Annotated in this window: 23 protein-coding genes; 12 read left to right on the top strand and 11 right to left on the bottom strand. The window is 59.5% G+C overall.

The window, feature by feature from the left end:
- Positions 1-27 precede the first annotated feature (27 nt).
- The 3 genes from KX928_RS22620 to KX928_RS22630 all read left to right on the top strand — a co-directional run bounded on the left by KX928_RS22620 (position 28) and on the right by KX928_RS22630 (position 3,749).
- The gene (locus KX928_RS22620; RefSeq protein ID WP_219507442.1) at positions 28-558 is read left to right on the top strand and encodes a gamma-glutamylcyclotransferase; all 531 of its coding nucleotides are present in this window, start codon (positions 28-30) and stop codon (positions 556-558) included.
- Positions 559-633: 75 nt separating this feature from the next.
- Positions 634-1,818 (top strand): biopolymer transporter ExbB, encoded by a 1,185-nt coding sequence (locus KX928_RS22625; protein WP_219507444.1) that lies wholly within the window; start codon positions 634-636, stop codon positions 1,816-1,818.
- Positions 1,819-1,820: 2 nt separating this feature from the next.
- Entirely contained in the window at positions 1,821-3,749 is a 1,929-nt protein-coding gene (locus KX928_RS22630) for a peptidoglycan -binding protein (RefSeq protein ID WP_219507446.1), read from the top strand.
- A 152-nt stretch (positions 3,750-3,901) separates the two neighbouring features.
- On the opposite strand, the gene clpA is transcribed toward KX928_RS22630, so the two are convergent.
- The gene (gene clpA / locus KX928_RS22635; protein WP_219507448.1) at positions 3,902-6,223 is read right to left on the bottom strand and encodes an ATP-dependent Clp protease ATP-binding subunit ClpA; all 2,322 of its coding nucleotides are present in this window, start codon (positions 6,221-6,223) and stop codon (positions 3,902-3,904) included.
- Positions 6,224-6,398: 175 nt separating this feature from the next.
- A complete protein-coding gene (gloB, locus tag KX928_RS22640) occupies positions 6,399-7,166 on the bottom strand; it encodes a hydroxyacylglutathione hydrolase (RefSeq protein WP_219507458.1) in 768 nt (255 codons plus the stop codon).
- A 62-nt stretch (positions 7,167-7,228) separates the two neighbouring features.
- Between gloB and KX928_RS22645 the strand changes: the two genes are divergently transcribed.
- From KX928_RS22645 to KX928_RS22670, 6 genes are all read left to right on the top strand, one after another.
- On the top strand, positions 7,229-7,963 hold the full coding sequence (locus KX928_RS22645; RefSeq protein WP_219507460.1) for a methyltransferase domain-containing protein: 735 nt from the start codon (positions 7,229-7,231) through the stop codon (positions 7,961-7,963).
- A gap of 316 nt (positions 7,964-8,279) precedes the next feature.
- Complete coding sequence (locus tag KX928_RS22650) at positions 8,280-8,840, top strand: F0F1 ATP synthase subunit delta (RefSeq protein ID WP_219507462.1); 561 nt, start codon at positions 8,280-8,282, stop codon at positions 8,838-8,840.
- A complete protein-coding gene (atpA, locus tag KX928_RS22655) occupies positions 8,841-10,379 on the top strand; it encodes a F0F1 ATP synthase subunit alpha (RefSeq protein WP_219507464.1) in 1,539 nt (512 codons plus the stop codon).
- An 11-nt stretch (positions 10,380-10,390) separates the two neighbouring features.
- A complete protein-coding gene (locus tag KX928_RS22660) occupies positions 10,391-11,266 on the top strand; it encodes a F0F1 ATP synthase subunit gamma (protein WP_219507473.1) in 876 nt (291 codons plus the stop codon).
- A gap of 20 nt (positions 11,267-11,286) precedes the next feature.
- Positions 11,287-12,711, top strand: a complete 1,425-nt coding sequence (gene atpD / locus KX928_RS22665; protein WP_219507476.1) for a F0F1 ATP synthase subunit beta — start codon at positions 11,287-11,289, stop codon at positions 12,709-12,711.
- A gap of 12 nt (positions 12,712-12,723) precedes the next feature.
- Entirely contained in the window at positions 12,724-13,140 is a 417-nt protein-coding gene (locus KX928_RS22670) for a F0F1 ATP synthase subunit epsilon (protein WP_219507478.1), read from the top strand.
- A gap of 56 nt (positions 13,141-13,196) precedes the next feature.
- Here KX928_RS22670 and KX928_RS22675 read toward each other — a convergent pair whose 3' ends face one another.
- Both KX928_RS22675 and KX928_RS22680 read right to left on the bottom strand, forming a co-directional pair.
- Positions 13,197-14,180: an ABC transporter transmembrane domain-containing protein gene (locus KX928_RS22675; protein ID WP_257884038.1), complete on the bottom strand. Its 984-nt coding sequence runs from the start codon at positions 14,178-14,180 to the stop codon at positions 13,197-13,199.
- Between the two features lie 79 nt (positions 14,181-14,259).
- Positions 14,260-15,279: a ribose-phosphate pyrophosphokinase gene (locus KX928_RS22680; protein WP_219507480.1), complete on the bottom strand. Its 1,020-nt coding sequence runs from the start codon at positions 15,277-15,279 to the stop codon at positions 14,260-14,262.
- A 114-nt stretch (positions 15,280-15,393) separates the two neighbouring features.
- On the opposite strand from KX928_RS22680, the gene KX928_RS22685 reads away from it, so the two are divergent.
- On the top strand, positions 15,394-15,993 hold the full coding sequence (locus KX928_RS22685) for a 2-hydroxychromene-2-carboxylate isomerase (protein WP_219507481.1): 600 nt from the start codon (positions 15,394-15,396) through the stop codon (positions 15,991-15,993).
- Entirely contained in the window at positions 15,990-16,790 is an 801-nt protein-coding gene (locus tag KX928_RS22690) for an alpha/beta fold hydrolase (protein WP_219507484.1), read from the top strand. Before KX928_RS22685 ends, KX928_RS22690 begins: the two co-directional genes overlap by 4 nt.
- Here KX928_RS22690 and KX928_RS22695 read toward each other — a convergent pair.
- The 7 genes from KX928_RS22695 to KX928_RS22725 all read right to left on the bottom strand — a co-directional run bounded on the left by KX928_RS22695 (position 16,767) and on the right by KX928_RS22725 (position 22,158).
- Positions 16,767-17,807, bottom strand: a complete 1,041-nt coding sequence (locus KX928_RS22695; RefSeq protein WP_219507486.1) for a threonine aldolase family protein — start codon at positions 17,805-17,807, stop codon at positions 16,767-16,769. The genes KX928_RS22690 and KX928_RS22695 overlap by 24 nt on opposite strands.
- Positions 17,807-18,277, bottom strand: coding sequence for a YcgN family cysteine cluster protein (locus KX928_RS22700; RefSeq protein ID WP_219507489.1), 471 nt, complete (start codon positions 18,275-18,277; stop codon positions 17,807-17,809). The genes KX928_RS22695 and KX928_RS22700 overlap by 1 nt, the downstream gene beginning before the upstream one ends.
- Complete coding sequence (locus KX928_RS22705) at positions 18,274-19,206, bottom strand: bifunctional riboflavin kinase/FAD synthetase (RefSeq protein WP_219507491.1); 933 nt, start codon at positions 19,204-19,206, stop codon at positions 18,274-18,276. The genes KX928_RS22700 and KX928_RS22705 overlap by 4 nt, the downstream gene beginning before the upstream one ends.
- 80 nt (positions 19,207-19,286) lie before the next feature.
- On the bottom strand, positions 19,287-19,730 hold the full coding sequence (locus KX928_RS22710; protein WP_219507493.1) for a MaoC family dehydratase: 444 nt from the start codon (positions 19,728-19,730) through the stop codon (positions 19,287-19,289).
- A gap of 90 nt (positions 19,731-19,820) precedes the next feature.
- A complete protein-coding gene (locus tag KX928_RS22715) occupies positions 19,821-20,693 on the bottom strand; it encodes a TIGR01459 family HAD-type hydrolase (RefSeq protein ID WP_219507496.1) in 873 nt (290 codons plus the stop codon).
- A 100-nt stretch (positions 20,694-20,793) separates the two neighbouring features.
- On the bottom strand, positions 20,794-21,714 hold the full coding sequence (locus KX928_RS22720; RefSeq protein WP_219507498.1) for a manganese-dependent inorganic pyrophosphatase: 921 nt from the start codon (positions 21,712-21,714) through the stop codon (positions 20,794-20,796).
- Positions 21,715-21,804: 90 nt separating this feature from the next.
- Positions 21,805-22,158, bottom strand: coding sequence for an MmcQ/YjbR family DNA-binding protein (locus KX928_RS22725; RefSeq protein ID WP_219507507.1), 354 nt, complete (start codon positions 22,156-22,158; stop codon positions 21,805-21,807).
- Positions 22,159-22,255: 97 nt separating this feature from the next.
- Here KX928_RS22725 and KX928_RS22730 point away from each other — a divergent pair, with 97 nt between their 5' ends.
- The gene (locus tag KX928_RS22730) at positions 22,256-22,933 is read left to right on the top strand and encodes a DUF2161 domain-containing phosphodiesterase (RefSeq protein WP_219507515.1); all 678 of its coding nucleotides are present in this window, start codon (positions 22,256-22,258) and stop codon (positions 22,931-22,933) included.
- Positions 22,934-23,127: the final 194 nt, after the last annotated feature.

The following is a 23,127-nucleotide window of genomic DNA, read 5'->3' on the forward strand; positions in this document are numbered from 1 at the left end:
GCAATGCAGCGAGGGAGAACCAGCACGATGACGATGTGGGTATTCGGGTATGGAAGCCTGTTATGGAACCCCGGATTTGACGTGGCCGAACAGGCCGTGGGCATATTGCCAGGATATGCGCGATCCTTTTGCATGTGGTCGATTCACCATCGCGGCACTGAAGATCACCCCGGGCTGGTTCTGGCGCTGGACGAAGACCCCGCCCATGCCTGCGAGGGTGTGGCTCTGGCCGTTGCCGCCGGTCAGGAGGCGGTAACACTGGCCTATCTGCGAGAGCGCGAATTGATCTCCTCTGCATATCTGGAACGGGAGCTGGATATTGACCTTGTTGACGGGCGGCGGGTGCGCGCGCTGTGTTATGTGATCAATCCTGACCACGTCCAGTATTGTGGCGGAATGCCGCTGGAGGAGCAGGCGCAGATCATCGCGCGGGCCAAGGGCGGCATGGGTCCAAACACCGAATATCTTTACAATACCGCCACCCATCTGACCGAGATCGGCTTGCACGATCCGGACCTTGAATGGCTCAGTCAGCGGGTCCGTCACCTCACCGCATAAATCCTTGGCGCTGGTGGCGGTTTTCAGTGTAAGCTGCCGTCAGAGCAGAACAATAAAGCGCAGGAGCCAGAGCGCATGGCATTGCCAGAAAAAGAGGCAAGACCGGTTTTCTCCCAACCGGTGCGGCAGATTTCGCTGATGCTGATTGTACTCGCGCTGTCCAGTTTCGGCAGCTTTCTCGCCCTGCCGCGCGTGTTGCCGGTTTTTGAGGCGAACCCCTATCTGAATGGCTTCATTATCTTCGTGTTTATCATCGGGGTTTTTGCCTGTTTTTATCAGGTTTTTCAACTGATCGGATCCGTGCGCTGGATTGAACGATTTGCCACTGATTCCCTCGACAGCAGTATCAAGGCGCCGCAACTCCTCGCACCGCTGGCGTCCCTGTTGCGCTCGCGGGGCGCGCGCATGCAGGTGAGTGCCTCGTCCACGCGATCTATCCTCGACTCGGTCGTGAACCGTATCGAAGAGGCGCGGGAAATCACCCGATATATTGTCAGCATGCTGATTTTCCTGGGGCTTTTGGGCACGTTCTACGGGCTTGCAACAACCGTGCCCGCCATCGTGGAAACCATCAGCAGCCTAGCACCCGAAGAGGGTGAGGGCGGTCTTCAGGTTTTCAATCGCCTGATGAGCGGGTTGCAAACGCAGCTGGGCGGCATGGGTGTGGCCTTCGCGTCGTCTCTGCTGGGGCTTGCGGGCTCTCTCATTGTCGGCCTGTTGGAACTCTTTGCCGGGCACGGCCAGAACCGCTTTTACCGCGAGCTCGAAGAATGGCTGAGCTCGATCACCCGCGTCGGGTTTACAACCGGGGACGAGGCATCGGGCGATCAATCCGTGCTGGCCGGTGTTGTCGACCACATGGCCGAGCAGATGGAAGAACTGCAGCGGATGTTCATACAGTCCGACGTCAGCCGCGGGCAGGTGCAGGAACGGCTCGGCGCACTTGCAAATTCGATCGAACAGATGACCGACCGAATGGACCGGCCCGATCCCGCGACCCTAGCCCTGGAGCGGGTTGCCGAAGGGCAGGAGCGGCTGATCTCGGTTCTGGAAAATCAGACGCATGGCGACGGTATCGATGCCGAAAGCCGCATGCGGTTACGGTCCATAGATGTGCAGATGCTGAGAATTCTGGAAGAGATATCCGCCGGGCGTCAGGAGAGCATGGCCGAATTGCGCATGGATATTTCAAAACTGGCCGATGCTATGCGCCCCAGACGTGCGCGGCCCGTGATGAAATCAAACCCCGAGGATAGCTGAGCATGGCGCTGTCGCGACGCACCGGCGCACGCTTTCAGGCCTCGATCTGGCCCGGCTTTGTCGATGCTATGACCGGGCTGCTGCTGGTGCTCATGTTCGTCTTGACCATCTTCATGGTTGTTCAGTTTGTGCTGACGGAGCGGATCACTGGGCAGGAATCCGAGCTTGACCAACTGGCCGGCGAGGTTGCCGCACTGGCGCAGGCGCTGGGGCTGGAACAGCAATCGAACGCCGATCTGGAAAGACGGGTCGGCGCGCTGAGCACGTCCCTGACGGATGCGCAGGCGCGTATTGCCACGCTGACGGCCACCCGGAATGCGCAGGCCGCCGCATTAAACGAAGCCGAGACCCGGATCACCAGTTTCGAAGCGCAGGTAGCAGCGCTTATTGCCCAACGTGATACGGCGCTTGGTGACGTCGCCGCGTTGGAGCAAAGACGCGATGCGCTTGAGGAGACGCAGGCCGCGTTGCTGAGCGAACAGGAAGCATTGAACCTTGCGTTGGCATCTGCGCGCACGGAGATAGACGCGCAGGTCGAAGCGGCCCGGTTGGCGGCGGCACGGCGCGAGGCGCTGGATGCGCTGGTCGCGGACCTGCGGGCACGAAACGCTGAAACTGCAGGTCAGGTGGATCGGTTGACGGCCGAGTTGGACAGCGCCCAACAGGCGCTGAGCGCGGAAGAAGCCGCCCGGCTGACCGAGGCGGCGGCCGCCGAAGCCCTGCGCGCACGTCTGGCGGATGCGGATGCCGAATTGACGGCCATGACACTGGCGCTGGAGGCACAACGCAAGGATGCGGAAGACACGCTCACCCTTCTTGCTGCGGCGCGTACCGCGGAAAGTGATCTGGATGCGCAGTTGGCCGCCGCCCTGTTGCGGGTCGAGGGATTGGAAGAGACCGTTGATACAGCAGCACAACAGGCCGAGACACTGCGCGCGGCGGAACGGGCGCTGAAAGAGCGTCTTGCAACTGCCCAGACCGATGCGCAGGCGGAACAGGACGCGTCACGCGCCCGTCAGGCCGATCTTGAGGCGGAGCGGAAACTCTTGCGTGAACAGCTGGCCACGGCGCTGGCGGCGAAGCTTGCCGCCGAGACGCTGGCAGAAGATACCAGCACCGAAACCGAACGTCGCGCCGCCCTGCTGGCCGAAGCGCGCCGCGCGTTGGCGCAGGAAGAAGCGATCAGTGCAGAGGCGCAGCGTCAAACAGAACTGTTGAACCAGCAGGTTGCCGCCCTGCGGATGCAACTGGGGGATTTACAATCACTGCTGGACGATGCGGTGGCCCGCGACGCGGCATCGCAGATCCGGTTGCAGTCGCTGGGGTCCGATCTCAATACGGCATTGGCCCGCGTCGCCGCCGAAGAGCGCCGCCGTGCCGAACTGGAAGAGGCCGAGCGCATTCGTCTGGAAAAAGAAGCCGCACGACTGGCGGAAGAAGCGGAAAGGTTGACTGAGGAAACCAAGGATCTGGCACAGTACCGGTCGGAATTCTTCGGCCGTTTACGCGATGTTCTGGGACGTCAGGAGGGCGTGCGCATAGAGGGAGACCGGTTTGTGTTCTCCTCGGAGGTGCTGTTTGAGCCGGCGAGTGCTGATCTGTCCACCGCTGGACAGGCGGAGGTTGCAAAAGTCGCCCGCATTCTGGCGAGCGTCGCGGGAGATATCCCTGATGAAATCGACTGGATTATTCGCGTCGACGGGCATACCGACAACCTGCCGTTGTCGGGTTTCGGACAGTTTGCCGATAACTGGGAGTTGAGCCAGGCGCGTGCTCTGTCCGTCGTGAAATACATGGTGAATGCGCTGGGTATTCCGCCCAACCGGCTGGCTGCAAACGGGTTTGGTGAATTTCAACCCGTCGCTCTTGGCGACAGCGAGGACGCGCGGGCCCAGAACCGGCGCATTGAACTGAAGTTCACTGAAAAATAGCTTTTCCGGCGCGTCTTCGATCGTGTCACCGGCGGAGGCATTCAACTCGCTTAGTGTCGCTTTTTCCGGAATCTCCGGCACTTCATATAAAGACCCCCTGCCACGGTCAGCCGGGGCAGGGGGGAAGTCGGTTGAGGCGCAGATTGTCGCGCTTATTCGGCGGTCAGCAAGGGAGGCTTGTTCCCCGACAGTCTTGGCTTGTCGGGTCCTTCGATCTTGAGGTCGATCTCGCCACCTTTGACGCCGACCTTGACGATGCCGCCCTTGGCCAGCTTGCCGAACAGCAGGTCTTCGGCAAGCGGTTTCTTGATGTGCTCCTGGATCACCCGACCCAGCGGGCGGGCACCCATTTTCGCATCGTAGCCTTTGTCCGCAAGCCATTCCGCCGCCGGTTTGGTCAGCTCGATCGTGACATTGCGGTCCATCAATTGTGCTTCCAGTTGCAGCACGAATTTTTCGACCACGCGCAGGATCACCTCTTTCGGCAGCGGCGCAAAGCTGATCACCGCATCCAGACGGTTGCGGAATTCCGGCGTGAACGTGCGTTCAATTGCCGCCGTATCCTCGCCTTCCCGCCGATCCCGGCCGAAACCAATAGCCTCCTTGGCCTGCTCGGACGCGCCGGCGTTCGACGTCATGATCAGAACGACATTTCGGAAATCCACAGTGCGGCCGTTGTGATCGGTCAGCTTACCGTGATCCATTACCTGCAGCAGGATGTTATAGACATCCGGGTGCGCTTTCTCCATCTCGTCAAGCAGGAGGACGCAGTGTGGATGCTGGTCCACGCCATCGGTGAGCATGCCACCCTGATCGAAGCCAACATACCCCGGAGGCGCGCCAATCAGACGGCTGACCGCGTGTTTCTCCATATATTCCGACATGTCGAAGCGCAGCAATTCCACGCCCAGCGTGTCGGCGAGTTGTTTTGCAACCTCGGTTTTACCCACCCCGGTCGGGCCCGCGAACAGGTAGTTGCCAATCGGTTTTTCCGGCTCGCGCAAACCCGCTCGGGCCAGCTTGATCGCCGATGACAAGGCTTCGATGGCCTTGTCCTGTCCGAAAACCACACGTTTCAGCGACCCCTCGAGGTCTTTGAGCACTTCTGCATCGTCCTTCGACACGTTTTTCGGCGGAATGCGTGCGATCTTGGCCACCACATTCTCGATTTCCTTCGTCCCGATTGTCTTACGGCGCTTGGCAGCGACCACCAGATGCTGGGCTGCGCCTGCTTCATCGATCACGTCGATGGCGCTGTCCGGCAATTTGCGGTCATTGATGTAGCGCGAGGCCAGTTCCACGGAGGATTTGATCGCATCGGCGGTGTATTTGACCGAATGGTGATCCTCGAAATACGGTTTCAGGCCGCGCAGAATCTTGACTGCATCTTCCACCGAAGGCTCATTCACGTCGATCTTCTGGAACCGGCGGCTCAGCGCACGGTCCTTTTCGAAATGTTGTCGGAACTCCTTGTACGTGGTCGATCCCATGGTGCGCAGTTTGCCACCCGCCAGCGCGGGTTTCAGCAGGTTGGAGGCATCCATCGCGCCGCCGGAGGTCGCGCCCGCGCCAATCACGGTGTGAATTTCGTCGATGAACAGAACCGCGTCTTCGTGCTGCTCCAGTTCAGAAACCACGGCTTTCAGACGCTCCTCGAAATCGCCGCGGTACCTTGTCCCGGCCAGCAAGGCGCCCATGTCGAGCGAGTAAATGGTCGTATTCTCAAGAACTTCCGGCGTTTCGCCGCCCACGATCTTGCGGGCAAGACCTTCGGCGATGGCGGTTTTGCCAACACCGGGATCGCCGACCAGCAGCGGGTTGTTCTTACGGCGGCGGCAAAGCACCTGGATGCAGCGTTCCACCTCGGCATCGCGCCCGATCAGAGGGTCTACATCCCCATCGCGGGACTTGGCATTCAGATCCACGCAGTATTTCTCCAGCGCGCTCTCTTTCTTTTCGCCTTCCGTCACGCCCTGCGCTTCTTCTTCGTGCTCCGGCGCGCCGGACACCGGGCGCGGTTCACCAAAGGCCGGGTCCTTGGCGACCCCATGGGCGATGAAATTCACCGCGTCATAGCGGGTCATGTCCTGATCCTGAAGGAAGTAGGCCGCGTTGCTCTCGCGCTCGGCAAAAATCGCCACGAGCACGTTCGCGCCGGTCACCTCGGTGCGCCCTGACGACTGCACGTGGATCGCGGCGCGTTGGATAACCCGCTGAAACGCTGCCGTTGGCACCGCTTCGGAGCCGTCTACGTCTGTCACCAGATTGCTGAGGTCCTCATCCACGAATTCGACCAATGTTGCACGCAGATCGTCGATATCGACACTGCAGGCTTTCATCACCCGGGTGGCATCCGGTTCATCAATTAGGGCGAGCAACAAGTGCTCCAGCGTTGCAAACTCATGACGTCGGGCATTGGCGAGGGCCAATGCGGAATGAATTGCCTGTTCCAGTGTGGTCGAAAATGAAGGCACAATGCGCGCTCCTTCTGATCGGGGTCGGTGGCGGATCTGATTTATGCCGATCCTTCAGCCAACCATGGCCTCATAGTGTTAGAGTTTGGTTGATCGCAGCCCCTCTTCAAGTTTTTTCTTCCATTTTACGGTCACAATTTGTGTGAAACCGACATGAAAGGCTGCAATGTAAGCGTTAGAAAGCGTCCTTGCGGGCGCGGATTTCAGCGAAAACCTGGGCATCAGTAGCGTCTGGCAGACCCAGACGGGCGCGGATGTCAGGGCTAGAGGCACGCAGAAACGGATTTGTCGCCATTTCCAGTGCGAGGGTTGAAGGAACGGTCGGGATACCGGCAGCACGAGCGGTCGCTATCTCTTCGTTTCTTGATATAAGTTCAGGATTATCGGGATCAATGGTTAACGCAAACTTAGCATTGGACGCGGTGTATTCATGTCCTGAACAGATGAGCGTTTCCGGCGGCAGCGCCATCAGTTTGGTCAGACTGTCCCACATCTGGTCCGCCGTACCCTCGAAAAGCCGCCCGCACCCCAGTGCCATCAGACTGTCGGCGGTAAAAGCGGCGTCCGCATCGGGCATGTAAAACGCGATGTGTCCGCGGGTATGACCCGACACGTCAAGAACCAGCACCGACTGCCCGGCAAAGTCGAAGGTATCGCCATCTCTCACGCGGCGGTTGAGAGGCGGCAACCTATGGGCGTCCGCGTCAGCGCCCGTGACCTGTGCCTGATGGTCCTGAAGCACGCGCGCCAACCCCTGAACGTGATCGGGATGGTGATGGGTCAGCCAGACTTCATGCAGGCGCCACCCGCGGGCACTCAAAGCGTTCAAAACCGGGGCGGCTTCGGGGACATCCACAAGCGCAGTGCGCCCGGTAACGCTGTCATGCACCAGAAAGGCGTAGTTGTCCGACAGGCAGGGGACTGTCACGATCTCAACGGGCATGGTCATTTTCCTCATGGTTTGCGAAACTGACGCCAGAGTGACCGATACCGGGACGGGCTGCAATGCATCTGGACGTGCAGGACCTGCGCAATTTTTACTACCGCTCCGCCCTGGGCCGTGCTGCGCAGGCGAGCCTGCAGGCGCGGATGCGGGAGATTTGGCCGGAAGCCAAGGGGCAGACCGTGACGGGGTTCGGATTCGCGGCGCCGCTGCTCAGGCCCTATCTGAAAGAGGCGCGTCGGGTGATCGCCCTGATGCCGGGGCCGCAAGGAGTGATGCCATGGCCGCCGGGGCAGCCAAATGTCTCCGTTTTGACCGAGGAAACGCTCTGGCCCCTGGAGACCGGACATGTGGACAAGCTGGTGGTTCTACACGGGCTTGAAACCTCGGAACGGGCCTCGGATCTGCTGGAGGAGTGCTGGCGGGTGCTGGGTCCCGGAGGGCGTGCGCTTTTTATCGTGCCGAACCGGGCCGGGCTCTGGGCGCGCCGCGATCGCACCCCGTTTGGGTTCGGGCGTCCCTATTCGCCGTCGCAGCTGGAAACACAGCTTCGCAAACACCAGTTTTTGCCCGAGTGGCACGCCGGTGCCTTGTATCAGGTACCATCGACCCGGCGCATCTGGATGAAATCCGGACCGGCCTTTGAAAAATTCGGGCGGCGCGTGCCCACCATGATGGCCGGCGGTGCTTTCATGGTGGAGGCTACGAAACTGGTATATCCACCCAAGGGCAAAGTGGCGCGCCAACGGCGCCTGAGTGCGACCGGGGTACTGGAACCGACCGCAAAGCCGATTTAACGATTGAACCACTGGATTACCGGCACCGGGAATGAGCGCCAAAAACGCGTTTTCGCCGCTCGGGAATCGGATTTTTCCGCGATAATTGCCGCATTTTGTAAAGTTTCTGAGGGGCCAAACGGTCGCACCTCCGCCAAGCTGCTGAAAACATGGGAAAAGAGCAAATCGAGCAGTTCGCTATCTCATGTTGCGGGGTGTGATCCTCTCTGCTACATCACCGCTGATTTCGACGTCTTGAGTAATTTCAAGCCGCGCCAACACTCTCGGTGACGCGATCTTTTCGCATATCCGGGGCCAGAACATCGGAAGGGTGGACGTGTCAGAACCAGCTTCGATTTCCACGAGTATTGCCGGGCGTTATGCCACTGCGGTTTATGAAATAGCCAAGGACGGCAAAGCTGTGAAAGCTTTGGAAACCGATCTTGAGGCGCTGCAAGCCGCTCTGAGTGACAGCGATGATTTCCGCACCCTGATCCAGTCACCGATCTACTCCCGCGAAGAGCAGGGGGCTGCGATCTCCGCCATCGCGCAGAAAATGGACCTGTCAGACACTTTCGCCAACACATTGGCGCTGATGGCGCAAAAGCGCCGCCTGTTCGTTTTGCCGCAACTCGTTGCGGCCCTGCGCGACATTATTGCTGCCGAGAAGGGCGAGGTGACGGCCGATGTCGTCTCCGCCAAGGCCCTGACCAAGACGCAGGCCGACAAGCTGGCCAAGACACTGAAAGCCTCAACAGGCAAAACCGTAACACTCAATGCGACCGTTGATGAAAGCCTCATCGGCGGTCTTGTTGTCAAAGTTGGTTCGCGCATGATCGACACGTCGATCCGCTCGAAACTGAATTCCCTCCAGAATGCAATGAAAGAGGTCGGATAAATGGGTATCCAAGCTGCAGAGATTTCTGCGATCCTGAAAGACCAGATCAAGAATTTCGGTCAAGAGGCCGAAGTGGCCGAAGTGGGCCGTGTGCTTTCCGTCGGTGACGGTATCGCGCGTGTTTACGGTCTGGACAATGTTCAAGCCGGCGAGATGGTCGAGTTCCCCGGTGGTATTCAGGGCATGGCGCTGAACCTCGAATCCGACAACGTCGGCGTTGTGATCTTCGGCTCCGACCGTGACATCAAGGAAGGTGACACCGTCAAGCGCACCAACTCCATCGTGTCCGTACCGACAGGCGACGAACTGCTGGGCCGCGTTGTGGACGGTCTGGGCAACCCGATTGATGGCAAAGGCCCGATCAACGCCAAGACATCGTCACAGGCGGACGTCAAAGCGCCGGGTATCATTCCGCGCAAATCGGTGCACGAGCCCATGGCAACAGGTCTCAAGGCCGTTGACAGTATGATCCCGATTGGCCGTGGCCAGCGCGAGCTCATCATTGGCGACCGTCAGACCGGCAAAACCGCCGTGGCGCTCGACACCATTCTGAACCAGAAGTCGTACAATGACGGCGCGGGCGACGATGAGAGCAAGAAGCTCTACTGCGTCTATGTCGCCATCGGCCAGAAGCGCTCCACCGTGGCGCAGCTGGTCAAAAAGCTCGAAGAAACCGGTGCCATCGAATACTCGATCGTTGTGGCCGCGACCGCGTCCGAGCCCGCGCCGATGCAGTTCCTCGCACCTTACTCTGCGACCGCGATGGCCGAGCACTTCCGTGACAATGGCCGCCACGCGCTGATCATCTATGATGACCTCTCCAAGCAAGCGGTTTCCTATCGCCAGATGTCCCTGCTGCTGCGCCGCCCGCCGGGACGAGAAGCCTACCCGGGTGACGTTTTCTATCTCCACTCCCGTTTGCTGGAACGCTCCGCGAAACTGGGCGATGACGCGGGCAACGGGTCGCTGACCGCGCTGCCGATCATCGAAACCCAAGGTGGTGACGTGTCGGCCTTTATTCCGACCAACGTGATCTCGATCACCGACGGTCAGATCTTCCTCGAAACCGAACTCTTCTACCAGGGCATCCGTCCCGCCGTGAACACCGGCCTGTCGGTGTCCCGCGTGGGCTCTTCGGCCCAGACCAAGGCAATGTCCTCCGTGGCGGGCCCGGTGAAACTGTCGCTCGCCCAGTACCGCGAGATGGCGGCCTTTGCGCAGTTCGGCTCCGACCTTGATGCCTCCACCCAGCAACTGCTGGCCCGGGGTGCGCGTCTGACCGAGATCATGAAGCAGCCGCAGTACTCGCCCCTGACGAATGCGGAAATCGTCTGCGTCATCTTCGCGGGTACCAACGGCTATCTCGACAAGGTCGACGTCAAGGACGTGGGTCGGTTCGAGGCCGGTATGCTGGCGCACCTGCGCTCCAAGCACCAGGCGCTGCTCGACGATATCACCAACAACGACCGCAAGGTCAAAGACGAGCTGGCCGACAGCATCAAGGCTGCTCTCGACGAATTCGCCGCTGATTTCGCTTAAGAGGTAGGCCCATGCCCAGTCTTAAGGACCTGAAAAACAGGATCGAGTCGGTCAAATCGACCCGCAAGATCACCAAGGCCATGCAAATGGTTGCCGCGGCGAAACTTCGCCGCGCGCAGGAAGCCGCGGAACAGTCGCGCCCCTACACCGAGCGGTTCAATGCCGTGATGGCGGGGCTTGCCGCATCCGTGGGCGGATCGGATTCCGCCCCGAAACTGCTGTCCGGCACGGGCAGCGACAAGGTGCAGCTTCTGATCGTGATGACCTCTGAACGTGGCCTTTGCGGTGGCTTCAACTCCAACATCGCCAAACTGGCGCGGACCCATGCCACCAAGCTTCTGGCAGAAGGCAAAGAGGTGAAAATCCTCACTGTCGGCAAAAAAGGCCGTGATCAGATGAAGCGGGACTACAGCCAATACTACATTGGTCACGTCGATCTGACAGAAGTGAAACGCGTGGGCTATGCGGATGCTCAGAGCATCGCCAAAGATGTGCTCAGCCGCTTTGATGCGGGTGAATTCGATGTCGCCACACTCTTCTATTCGAAGTTCGTGAACGTGGTGTCGCAGATTCCCACCGCGCAGCAGATCATTCCCGCCTCTTTCGAACAAGAGGATGGCGCTGAACCTTCGACACTATTTGATTACGAGCCCTCCGAGGAAGCCATTCTGGCCGACTTGCTGCCCCGTGGTGTTGCCACGCAGATCTTTGCGGGTCTGCTGGAGAACGGCGCATCGGAGCAGGGCGCGCGGATGTCGGCGATGGACAACGCCACACGTAACGCTGGCGAAATGATCGACCAACTGACCATCGAGTTCAACCGCTCGCGTCAGGCCGTCATCACCAACGAGCTGATCGAAATTATTTCCGGCGCGGAAGCGCTGTAAGAACAAACCGGAGAAACGACATGGCAAATGCAGTCGGCAATATCACCCAGGTCATCGGCGCGGTCGTTGACGTTCAATTCGAAGATCACCTGCCGGAGATCCTCAACGCGCTGGAAACAGACAATAACGGCAACCGTCTTGTGCTCGAAGTGGCCCAGCACCTCGGTGAAAACACCGTGCGCGCGATCGCCATGGATGCCACCGAAGGTCTCGTGCGCGGTCAAACCGTAACCGACACGGGCGGCCCGATCTCGATCCCGGTTGGTAACGCCACGCTGGGTCGCATCATGAACGTCGTCGGCGAGCCGGTGGATGAAAAAGGCCCGGTCAACGCGGATGAAAAACGCTCCATCCACCAGGACGCGCCCGAGTTTGCAGAACAGTCCACGACATCTGAAGTGCTGGAAACCGGCATCAAGGTGATCGACCTGCTGGCACCCTATGCGAAGGGTGGCAAGATCGGCCTCTTCGGCGGTGCGGGCGTGGGCAAGACGGTTCTGATCATGGAACTGATCAACAACATCGCCAAGGTGCACTCGGGCTTCTCCGTGTTCGCGGGCGTGGGCGAGCGGACGCGTGAGGGCAACGACCTTTACCACGAGATGATCGAATCCAACGTGATCGACCCGGAAAACCTTGAGAATTCTCAGGTGGCGCTGGTCTACGGCCAGATGAACGAGCCTCCCGGCGCGCGGATGCGTGTGGCCCTGACGGGCCTCACACTGGCCGAGCAGTTCCGCGACCAATCCGGAACCGACGTTCTGTTCTTCGTGGACAACATCTTCCGCTTTACGCAAGCGGGTTCCGAAGTGTCCGCCCTTCTGGGTCGTATTCCATCCGCCGTGGGTTACCAGCCGACGCTGGCGACCGACATGGGCCAGATGCAGGAGCGGATTACTTCGACCAAAGCCGGTTCGATCACTTCCGTGCAGGCCGTCTACGTACCGGCGGATGACCTTACAGACCCCGCGCCTGCGACGTCGTTCGCGCACCTCGATGCGACAACCGTTCTCAGCCGTGCGATTTCCGAACTGGGCATCTACCCGGCGGTGGACCCGCTCGATTCCACATCGCGTCTGATGGACCCTGCGGTCGTGGGCGAAGAGCACTATGCGGTTGCCCGTGACGTGCAGGGAATCCTGCAGCGCTACAAGTCGCTTCAGGACATCATCGCGATCCTCGGCATGGACGAGCTTTCCGAAGAGGATAAGCTGACCGTGGCCCGTGCCCGGAAAATCCAGCGTTTCCTGTCGCAACCTTTCGATGTGGCCAAGGTCTTCACTGGATCTGATGGCAAACAGGTGCCTTTGGCTGAAACCATCGAAAGCTTCAAGGCCGTCGTGGCAGGCGAATACGACCACCTGCCCGAAGGCGCCTTCTACATGGTGGGCGGCATCGAAGAAGTGAAAGCGAAAGCCGAACAAATGGCGGCCGACGCTGCTTAAGGAGCCTGACTTATGGCAGATACGACGCAATTTGACCTGGTTTCGCCCGAGCGGCGGCTTGCCTCCGCGCAAGTCGTGTCGGTCCAGATACCCGGTGCCGATGGCGACATGACGGCAATGGCGGGCCATGCGCCCACCATCACGACACTGCGCCCTGGCTTACTGAGTACCGAAAGCCCGGACGGTACCTCCGAATATCTGGTGACCGGCGGTTTTGCCGAGATCACTGCGACGGGTGTAACCGTTCTGGCAGAGCGGGCGCTGCCGCGCAGCGAAGTCACGGCGGATCACCTTGCTGAAATGGTCAAGGAAGCCGAAGAAGCCTACGCGAAAGCCAAGGAGGTTTTCGTGAACGAGCCCGGTCCGGTGGACGATGCAGCAAAACTGCTTGCCGATATGGTGGCCGTGGGCGATCATATCCGCGTCTGATACAGGATCTGCCTGAAGACATGAAAGAAAACCCGCCGTGTACCGGCGGGTTTTTTTTATGTGCTGGTCTGATCGGGCGTCTGATCAACATGCTTGGACACCCATTTGGCGATCATGCGGTGTTGCACCGTCGCCTGAGCGGCCACCCGGTAAAAGGTAATGAGTTCACGCACCGGACCGGACATACGCTCGAACCCCGAGATGAAGGCGACGATCACGCCGATCTCGGTCTGGCCCTGCATCACCAGATACCCGCCAAAGATCAGCACCGTAAACGGCCCCAGCGCATTCAGCACGTTGAGTACCGTTTTCAGTGCGAATTTCAGCAGAAAATACTTCATCCGGTTGCTGAAAATCTTGGGCAGAATGGCGAGGCAATAATCATGTTTCGCCTCCGTCATATTGGAAATCTCGTCGCCCAGATCGCGGATGTAGCCTACGCGCTCCTCGACAAGTTCGTTCAGGCGCTTTTGCATCAGGGGCGTGATCAGGATCTGCGGGATCAGAAAGGCCAGCGCGAACAAGGCGATGCGCGGCTCGACCACGAGCATGTACCCCAGCACCCCCAGCAGCATGGTGATATTGACACATGCCTGCGACAGGGATTCGCCCACGAAGCCACCAAGCTTCTCGACCTCCGAACCGACGATGGACACGGTGCGCCCGCTGCTGTCTTCGGTCGGGTCGGACTGATCGCCGTACAGTCCCAGCAGGTGCTTGCGGGTGTAGATCGTCGCGCTCTCCGACAGCCACCCCTGATAGAGCTTCAACACGAACTTGCCGAACTTGTGCACTATGATGAGCACCAGATAGATCGCACCATATTGCAAGAGAAGGGGGACGTTCTGAGACTCCACCACTTCGTTGACGATCCGCCGTTGCAACTCCAGCGGAATGAGGTCGATCAATGCGAAAACGACAGCAAGCAGACAGACATAAGCCTGATGCCATTCGCTCATCCGCCAGACATAACCCATCAGCGAAGAAGCGGGCGCATCATCCCCCGTCCGGGACACGTCCCTCGGCTTACGAAATGGCATTTTCACCCGACCAACCTCCACCTGCTACGCGTTCACCGTTCGCTCAGCTAGCACGGCGAGGGGGCTTCTCAACACATGACTATTCGGCAGCGTACATACCGTCATAGATCGGGCTGAGGGTTTCGGCTTCAAAAAGCGAGGACACCGAGGTGCCGTTCCAGATGTTCAGGATCGCCTGCGCAAAGACCGGCGCGGTCGGCACAATGCGGATGTTGGGCGCGTTCTTGACAGCCTCGGTCGCGGCAATGGAGTCTGTAATGACGAGGGATTTCATCACGGAATTTGTCACACGCTCCACGGCGGGGCCGGACAAGACACCGTGGGTGATGTAGGAGTGAACTTCCTTCGCGCCATTGGACAAAAGAACCTCGGCCGCTTTGCACAGCGTGCCTGCCGTGTCGCAGATATCATCCACAATAAGGCATGTTTTCCCGGTGACATCCCCGATGACTGTCATTTCTGCGATTTCGCCGGGTTTTTCACGGCGTTTGTCCACAATCGCCAGTGGCGAATTGATCCGCTTGGCCAGTTCGCGGGCACGCGCCACGCCACCCACGTCGGGCGAGACGATCATCAACTCGCCCATGCGGTCCTTGAATGCTGTCTTGATGTCCAGCGCGAAAATCGGCGAGGCATAGAGGTTATCCACCGGGATGTCGAAGAAACCCTGGATCTGTGCGGCGTGCAGGTCCATCGTCAGCACCCGTTCGATACCGGTGCCGACCAGCATATTGGCCACCAGTTTCGCGGTGATCGGCGTGCGCGCCTTGGTGCGCCGGTCCTGGCGTGCATAGCCGAAATAGGGCAGCACGGCCGTGACGCGGGCAGCGGATGATCGGCGCAGCGCATCGGCCATGATCAGCAGTTCCATCAGGTTGTCGTTGGCCGGGTTCGAGGTGGATTGCAGGATGAACATATCCTCGCCGCGCACGTTCTCGTAAACCTCCACGAAAATCTCGCCGTCATTGAACCGTTCGACGCGCGCATCCACCAGACCCATTTGAACGCCGCGATGCATAGACATGCGGCGGGCAATGGCCTTTGCAAGCGGCATATTGGCATTGCCGGAGATCAATTTGGGTTCTTGGACGTGGGGCATGGGGGAGGTTTCCAGGAGCAGCAACAGGGAATTGTGACAGATTCGTGATGTTGACTTCACCTAACACGGCCTTACCAATCGGCAAAGAACTCGCGCGCGCTTAAGGAGCCCAAAATGGCACATATCGACCTCTTTTTCTCCACCATATCCCCCTATGCCTACCTGGCCGGGAATCGCGCTGAAGAGGTTGCCGCGAAACACGGCGCAACCATCACCTACAAACCCCTGGATATCATGGCATTGTTTGCCCGAACGGGGGGAACGCCGCCCAAGGATCGCCATCCCAGCCGGATCGAGTATCGCGCATTGGATCTGGTGCGTCAGGCCGCATTGCAAGGGCTGCCTTTCAACCTTCAGCCTGCGCATTGGCCGACAAATGCCGCCCCGTCTTCCTATGCCTTCATCGCGGCCCAGAACGCGGGCGGCGGTGATCTGGGCAAGCTGATGGCTGCCTTCTGCCGGTCGGTCTGGGCGGATGAAAAAGACATTGCCGAGGACGCCGTTGTGCGGGCTTGTCTGCAAGAGGCCGGGTTTGATCCCGCGCTGGCTGACAGCGGCCTTCTGGTTGGTGCGGAAACCTATGCCGCCAATCTCGAGGAAGCGGTCGACAAGGGGGTTTTCGGCTCACCTTTCTACGTGACCGATACCGGTCAGCGTTTCTGGGGTCAGGATCGTATTGATGATCTGGACGCGCATTTGTCCGGGAAGGTATGAACGCGGATTTCCACACCCATGCAAGAACTTATGGGCAAGGACGCAGACAGGCGCTGGCGCTTCATTGCACACTTGGGCATTCTGGCGCTTGGCGCAGGCTCGGAGAGGCGCTGGAGGACCGTCTGACGCTTGTTGCCATGGATTTGCCGGGCCATGGCAAGAGCGATGACTGGGATGGCCGGTGCGATCTGCACCAGCTTTGCACCGACGCAGCACGGCGGTATTTAACCCAGCCAATGGATGTGATCGGGCATTCCTTCGGGGCCACTGTCGCGTTGAGGCTGGCCGTCGAGCAACCGCACCTGATCCGCAGCCTGACGTTGATCGAACCGGTTTTCTTTGCTGCGGCGCTGGTTGATGCGCCCGAAACAGTGTCGGCATATGAAAGCGAAGCCGAACCATTTTTGTCGGCGTTGCGCGAGGGGAACAGATTGCAGGCGGCCCGCCTCTTTAACCGGTTCTGGGGGGATGGCACCAAATGGGATGACATTCCCGAAGCGACACGCCGGTACATGTCGGATCGCATCCATATCGTGTCGGGGCAATCGGCTGCCATCATCGACGATAACGCCGGCATGATGAAACCGGGTGTTCTGGCCAGGGCCCTGATGCCTTGCCTGCTGATACAGGGTGACCGAACTGCCGATGTGATTGATGCCATTCAGACAGGCCTTGCTGCGCGCCTTCCCGGTGCGCGGCGGGCTGTGATCACGGGGGCAGGGCATATGGCGCCTCTCACGCATCCGGCAGAGGTGGCCCGCGAGATCGCCGCGTTACTCGAAGTGGCTGAGGAATAAGTCGATCTGGTCGGGACGGATCGACCAGTCACATACCAGTCGCGCGGCAAGCATTTCGTCCGGATCATCGCCGTCCAACGTGCACTCCCACATGTAATACATGGCCCCTGCATCATGCAGCCGTTCGTGCACCCGGCGTGGGAAGCGCGCAAAAATCATGTTCGCTTGCGGTTCGTGCAGGAATTCAGCACCCCGGCTGCGCAGCCCTTGAGCAAGGCGCGCGGCGTTTTTATTGGCAGCCTTGGCGGTTTGCAACCAAAGCCCCTTGTCCAGGCAGCCGGCCATTTGCGCCGAGAGATACCGGTGCTTGGAAAAGAGATGTGCCCCCCGTTTGCGGCGCAGTTCGAATTCCCACGATTTATCCGGGTCAAAAAGAACAACCGCCTCAACACCCATGCAGCCGTTTTTCGTACCTCCGAAACTGACAACATCCACACCGGCCTTCCAGGTCATTTCGGCCGCTGAACACCCCAGTTGCACAAGGGCGTTGGCGAACCGTGCGCCATCCAGATGGACCGGCAGATCGAAGGATGTGGCGACCGCGGTCAAGGCGGTCAGCTCTTGCAGGGAATACAGGCTGCCACGCTCTGTGACCTGCGTAATCGAAACGGGGCCGCGTTGCGGGCCATGCACACCGCGCGTATTTTCCATGTCGATCCGGGCGCGCAGTGCGTCGGGGGTCATTTTATCACTGCCGGAGACAAGGCTCAGCTTGGCGCCGCCACTGTAGAATTCGGGCGCGTTGCACTCGTCTTCCTGAATATGCGACACGTCGGAGCAAAAGACCGTCTGCCAGGGTTGGCAATAGCACGCCAGCGCCAGAGAGTTCGCGGCCGTTCCTGTCGCAACAAGATACACAGCGGCCTGTGGCGCCTCGAAAATCTCGCGGATCTGTGTGCGGACTTCCTCCATAGCCGGATCGGCACCATAGGGCATGGCGTAGCCGGTGTTTGCATCCATCACGCGCTGCATCACCTGCGGGTGGGCGGCGCCAGCATTATCCGAAGCAAAAAACATCAGGTCGGCTCCTCAATGATGTGATCTTCCCAATCATCTTCGGGGATATCGAATTCACTTAAAGTCCAGCCCTGCACGGAAACGCCGGCATCATGTACCGATTGCGCAGTGCCGCTGATCAGCGGATGCCAGTCGGGCAATGGTTCGCCCTGCCAGAGCAGACGGTAGGCGCAGGTTTGTGGCATCCAATAGGCATGGGTGTCTAAGTTGTCGGGTTTCAGCACGATGCAATCGGGCACGAACTGGTGGCGGTTGTCGTAATGCGCGCAGCGGCAGGTGCTATCGTCCAGCAAGCGGCAGGCTATGCGTGTGAGGGCCACGGTGCCGCTGTCTTCGTCTTCGAGTTTGTTGAGACAGCATTTGCCACAGCCGTCACAGAGGGATTCCCATTCCTTCTGGCTCATTTTCGCCAGCGGCTTGCTTTCCCAGAACCGGCGTTTCAGCCCTTTGCGGTCAATCGGATCCGTCACAGCGTGCTCAAGATCCTGCGCGCCGCGGCGCTGTCTGCGTCCATCTGCGCGATCAGCGCGTCAAGGCTGTCGAATTTTTCTTCTGGCCGCAGGTGTTCGACCAAGGCGACGGACAGGGGCGCGCCGTAGAGATCACCCTTGAAATCGAAGATGAAGGTTTCCAGGTTTGGGCGGTTCTCGCCAAACATCGGACGAACCCCCATCGACGCGACGCCCCGGTAACTGCCGCTGTGCGGGCCTTCGAGCACATCCACCAGAACAGCATAAACGCCAAAAGCAGGTGGGTGCAGGCCTTCGATGGACATGTTGGCGGTGGGATAGCCCAGTTCACGCCCCCGTTGCTCGCCCCCGATGACGGGCCCTTCAATGCGGTGCCAGTGACCCAGCATATCTGCGGCAAGGCGCGGGTCACCGGCGCTGAGCGCTTTGCGGATCGCGGTCGATGAAACGGTCTTGTCAGACTGCGCAACGAGGGGCGCAATGGTGACGCCAAACCCCATGTCCTGTCCAAACTGCTGCAAATGCCGGGCTGTTCCCGCGCGCGCTTTTCCAAAGCAAAAGTCGGCACCGACAATGACATGTCGCAGCCCGAAGCCGTCGGCCACCACGCGCCTTGCAAATTCCTCGGGGGACAGGGCCGCGAGGGCAGCGTTGAAATTCAGTTCGTATAGTCTTTCCACCCCGAGCTTCTCCAGACGGCTCGCCCGCGCTTCGCGGCTCATCAGGCGAAAGGGCGGCGCGTCAGGGGCGAAATAGGCGCGGGGGTGCGGCTCGAAGGTGACAACCCCGAGGGGGGCGTCCGGTTCAGCGCAGCGGGCCAGCTCAATCACGGACTGATGCCCAAGGTGAACGCCGTCAAAATTGCCGATCGCGGCGCTGGCCCCGCGGTCTTCTGGGGCGACGAATTGGTAATCCCGGATGGTTCTCATGCGCCTTGGGTAACCGCCGCGCGCATGACACGCAAGCCGTCTGGAGATTGCGGTCAGCCACTTGCGGACATGCGTTCAGATCAGTCGAATTTGCGCGAGGGTGCCATTACCGTGGCCTCGCCGACCAGAACCTTCTTGCCGTCCACGGAGCAGTGACAATCGAGCTTGACCCGACGCTTTGCCATTTCGATGTCGATGACGGTGACTTCGGCGTGCACAAGATCACCAGGCCGCACCGGCGCCAGGAATTTCAGCGATTGTCCCATGTAGACAGTGCCGTGGCCCGGCAGCTGCTCCCCGATCACGGCGGAAATCAACCCGGCCGTCAGCATGCCATGCGCGATCCGCCCTTCGAAAATCGTATCCCGCGCGTAATCGTCATCCAGATGCACCGGGTTCCGGTCGGTGGAAATCTGCGCGAACATCTCGATGTCCTCATCGGTCACCACCTTTTGCAGATAGCGGGACATCCCCATCTCGATGTCTTCAATGCAAATTGTTCCGCGGGGCAGATTGTCCAACATGATGACCCTTCCGGTAATTTTCTGAGCATTGCGATGTGATTGTTGAAACTTAATTACTTCGCAGGCGCAGAAAAGCAAGGGAAAAATAGGTCAGCGAAGGTAACCTATTGTAAAGGTCGGGCTGGACATTTCTTTTTGTAAATAAACCCTTAGGGCATCCGGGTCAGGGTCTGTGCCGGTCTTGGTTTCTGCCGCCGCAAGACCGCCGGAAATAAACAGCGAATCGATGTCTTCACCCATGGCGCCTGCAATATCCGTGAGAACCCCGTCGCCTATCGCCAGAATGCGGCTGTCGGGCACATCCGCGCCAAGGGCAAAGAGCCTGCGACGCGCCAGATCGTAAATCGGCGGATGCGGTTTGCCAAAGTACAGGCTTTCGCCGCCCATTTCGGTGTACAGCTGTGCCAGAGCACCGGCACACCATTCCCGCTGCTCGCCCCTGTCCACAACGATGTCGGGGTTGGCACACAGCAGTTTCAGGCCGCGCTGTTTGGCCATCAGGAATTCAGGTCGCATCACGCTGGGGTCCGCAAGGGGATCGGCCGGACCGGTGCACACGATGCCTTCCGCCTGATCCAGCGGCACGGTGCGCACATTGACGGGATCATGAACCACGCCAATCGGCTCGAAGAAGCGTTCTTCTCCCGGGTAGCCGATGTGCCAGACCTTCTCGCCCACAACCCCGCGGAACATGGCGGCGCGGGCGCTGTCCCCCGAGGTCGCGATCGTGTCCCAGCTGTCATCCGGCACACCGAATCCGATCAGTTGCTTTTCCACCCCTGCCCGGGGGCGGGGGGAATTGGTGACCAAGACCACCTTGCCACCGGACGCACGGTAGGTCCTGAGGGCGGCAACCGCATCGGGCAGGGCTGCGACCCCGTTGTGCACGCAGCCCCACAGATCGACGAAAAGCGCGTCATATTGCGGAGCAATCTCGCTCAGGGCGTTGATAATGCGTGTCATGGAGCGTCCTGTCCTTGTGTTGGTATCAGGCACGCGGCCACGGATGCAGCCAACCCAGCCCGTCAAAGCCCCGATATCAAGATGCCGGGGCCCGGTTCGGTCAGACCTTGAGGTTCGGAATAATCTGTTTCTTTCGGCTCATGATGCCGGGAAGCACCACGGTGTCTCCGTCAACTTTCGCGTCAAAGCTTTTTTCGGCGATGGATTTCACCAGATCGTTCGGTACCAGCAATGTCGCTTCTTCTTCCAGGATGTCGACCACGAACAGCAGCACCTGATCCGCGCCGTCTTCGTCTGCTACGCCGGGCATTGCCGCCATCAGGGCATCCTTGCGGTCCATCACCAGCTGCGGCGCGGTTGTTTCCAGAACCGATACCCGGAACTGCTTGCCACCCACCTTGTATTCCTTGCTGTCCATGCGCAGCAATTCGGCGTCTGAAAAAGCGGAGACATCCGACTTGGCGGCAAACATTTCGGCGGCATACTCCGAGATGTTGATGTCCAGCGCCTGTGCCAGATCCCAGGCAATTGCCTTATCCTCATTCGTAGTGGTCGGGCTGCGGAATTCCAGCGTGTCGCTGAGGATGCAAGAAAGCATTGCCCCCTGAATGTCGCGGGGCATCTGCGCAATGTCCTTGCCAATCATTTTCCACATGATGGTGGCGGTACAGGCCAAGGGTTCAATCCGGATGTCGATCGGGCCCTTCGTCTCCAGTCCGCCGACGAGCTTGTGGTGATCAATGATGCCCTGAATATCCGCCGTATTGATATTGTCCGGCAGTTCGGCAGGGTTGTTCGTGTCGACGATCACGACGGGTGTGTCCGGTGCCACCTCGGAAATAATCTCCGGTTTTTCCAGTGACCAGCGGTCCAGAACAAACAGGGCCTCGGTGTTGGGTTCGCCCAAAAGGACGGGTTTCGCATCAACGCCCTTGATCTGGTTGAGGTACCACGCCCAGATGATCGGAGATCCGGTGCTGTCGGTATCAGGGGATTTGTGGCCAAAAACGAGCGTGGTCATGCGGGTAGTCCTACAATTGCTAGAAACAGATTTTCGCGCCTTATAACACGGCGATCAGCCTTGTCACCCCGCTGTCGCTGCGCCGCAGCATCACAGGCCCAGTTCAGCGCGTTTCTTCTGGGTCATCCCGGCGACAACGAGGTCATAGGAGGCGACGATATGGTTTTTCAATTCCTCGTCTGACAGGCCTCTTTCGTTATACTGCTGCAACCACTTCATTCCGCGCGATGCGAGGTAGGGGGCAGGCCGGATCCCCGGCGCGTTTTGCAGAACTTCAAATGCAAGGTCCGACGCCTTGAAGGTAAAAGCGTCCGCGCCGTCGTTCCAGCCGCATATTGCAAAGACTTTGCCTCCGACTTTCCACACATCCGAGTTGCCCCATTGAACCACGTGGGTTGTCTGTGCCATGGCGGCACAAAACCGGTTGAATTCATCTCGGGTCATGCGCCGAGCCTAAGGGTGCCCCGGATGTCTGGCAATGCGCGTGTTTTCCCGAAAGACTGGCAGGAGCGATTCGATCACGATAAGACGAGAGACCCGTTTGCCGGACGTGCGTGAAACAGACCTCTATCCCCCCATCAAGGCCTTTCTGGAGGCGCAGGGGTATTCGGTGAAGTCCGAGGTCGGTGCGGCGGATGTCGTTGCCTTGCGGGGTGGCGAGCCCCCGATTGTCGTGGAACTCAAGCTCGGGTTTTCGCTGACGCTGTTCCATCAGTGCATTGACCGTCTGGCGGTGTCCGATGATGTCTATCTTGCTGTCAGGCACCAGCCCGGCAAACGGTTTACGAAGGCCGTAAAGGATAATGTCAGACTGGCGCGACGCCTTGGATTGGGCGTGATCACGGTCAGGCTGACGGACGGTCTGGTCCAGGTGCACTGCGACCCCGGACCTTATGCACCGCGCAAGAACAAGAAACGTTCCGAGGCCCTGTTGCGCGAATTCGCCCGCCGTGTCGGCGACCCTAACGCGGGTGGGCAAACACGGTCTGGTCTCGTGACGGCGTATCGGCAGGATGCTTTGAAGATTGCGCTATACCTTTACGAAGTGGGCGCGTGCAAAGGGGCAGATGCCGCACGTGCGACAGGCATCGTACATGCCACGCGCATGATGCGGGATGATCACTACGGGTGGTTCGAGAAGGTTGAGACGGGTGTCTATGGTTTGACACCTGCGGGTGCTGCCGCGGTGTCGCAAGCCGGGTCGCTTCTGGGCAGCTAGTGAAAAAAGCAGCCGGGCGCTCGGGAGATGGCAAATTCATGCATTTTTTGCAATCACCGCTGTTGACTCGAAATGGGACTATGCCTAGCTATGCGCCGTTAGCACTCGACAGTAGCGAGTGGTAACGGTCCGGATCAACTGCAAAGCAGTTCGGATCAATTGGGAGAAACTTTGAGCCTTAAGGAGCTACAAAG

This window comes from Roseobacter insulae, from assembly GCF_019375555.1.
GTDB classification, from domain to species: domain Bacteria; phylum Pseudomonadota; class Alphaproteobacteria; order Rhodobacterales; family Rhodobacteraceae; genus Roseobacter; species Roseobacter insulae.

Coding starts and splice junctions, on each gene's coding strand:
- KX928_RS22645 (WP_219507460.1), top strand. CDS start 7,229: ATGCATCTGGACGTGCAGGACCTGCGCAATTTTTACTACCGCTCCGCC.
- atpD (WP_219507476.1), top strand. CDS start 11,287: ATGGCAAATGCAGTCGGCAATATCACCCAGGTCATCGGCGCGGTCGTT.
- KX928_RS22705 (WP_219507491.1), bottom strand. CDS start 19,206: ATGAGAACCATCCGGGATTACCAATTCGTCGCCCCAGAAGACCGCGGG.
- KX928_RS22690 (WP_219507484.1), top strand. CDS start 15,990: ATGAACGCGGATTTCCACACCCATGCAAGAACTTATGGGCAAGGACGC.
- KX928_RS22725 (WP_219507507.1), bottom strand. CDS start 22,158: ATGACCCGAGATGAATTCAACCGGTTTTGTGCCGCCATGGCACAGACA.
- KX928_RS22685 (WP_219507481.1), top strand. CDS start 15,394: ATGGCACATATCGACCTCTTTTTCTCCACCATATCCCCCTATGCCTAC.
- gloB (WP_219507458.1), bottom strand. CDS start 7,166: ATGCCCGTTGAGATCGTGACAGTCCCCTGCCTGTCGGACAACTACGCC.
- KX928_RS22630 (WP_219507446.1), top strand. CDS start 1,821: ATGGCGCTGTCGCGACGCACCGGCGCACGCTTTCAGGCCTCGATCTGG.
- KX928_RS22625 (WP_219507444.1), top strand. CDS start 634: ATGGCATTGCCAGAAAAAGAGGCAAGACCGGTTTTCTCCCAACCGGTG.
- KX928_RS22715 (WP_219507496.1), bottom strand. CDS start 20,693: ATGACACGCATTATCAACGCCCTGAGCGAGATTGCTCCGCAATATGAC.
- KX928_RS22620 (WP_219507442.1), top strand. CDS start 28: ATGACGATGTGGGTATTCGGGTATGGAAGCCTGTTATGGAACCCCGGA.
- KX928_RS22695 (WP_219507486.1), bottom strand. CDS start 17,807: ATGTTTTTTGCTTCGGATAATGCTGGCGCCGCCCACCCGCAGGTGATG.
- KX928_RS22675 (WP_257884038.1), bottom strand. CDS start 14,180: ATGCCATTTCGTAAGCCGAGGGACGTGTCCCGGACGGGGGATGATGCG.
- KX928_RS22680 (WP_219507480.1), bottom strand. CDS start 15,279: ATGCCCCACGTCCAAGAACCCAAATTGATCTCCGGCAATGCCAATATG.
- KX928_RS22660 (WP_219507473.1), top strand. CDS start 10,391: ATGCCCAGTCTTAAGGACCTGAAAAACAGGATCGAGTCGGTCAAATCG.
- KX928_RS22670 (WP_219507478.1), top strand. CDS start 12,724: ATGGCAGATACGACGCAATTTGACCTGGTTTCGCCCGAGCGGCGGCTT.
- KX928_RS22720 (WP_219507498.1), bottom strand. CDS start 21,714: ATGACCACGCTCGTTTTTGGCCACAAATCCCCTGATACCGACAGCACC.
- KX928_RS22710 (WP_219507493.1), bottom strand. CDS start 19,730: ATGTTGGACAATCTGCCCCGCGGAACAATTTGCATTGAAGACATCGAG.
- atpA (WP_219507464.1), top strand. CDS start 8,841: ATGGGTATCCAAGCTGCAGAGATTTCTGCGATCCTGAAAGACCAGATC.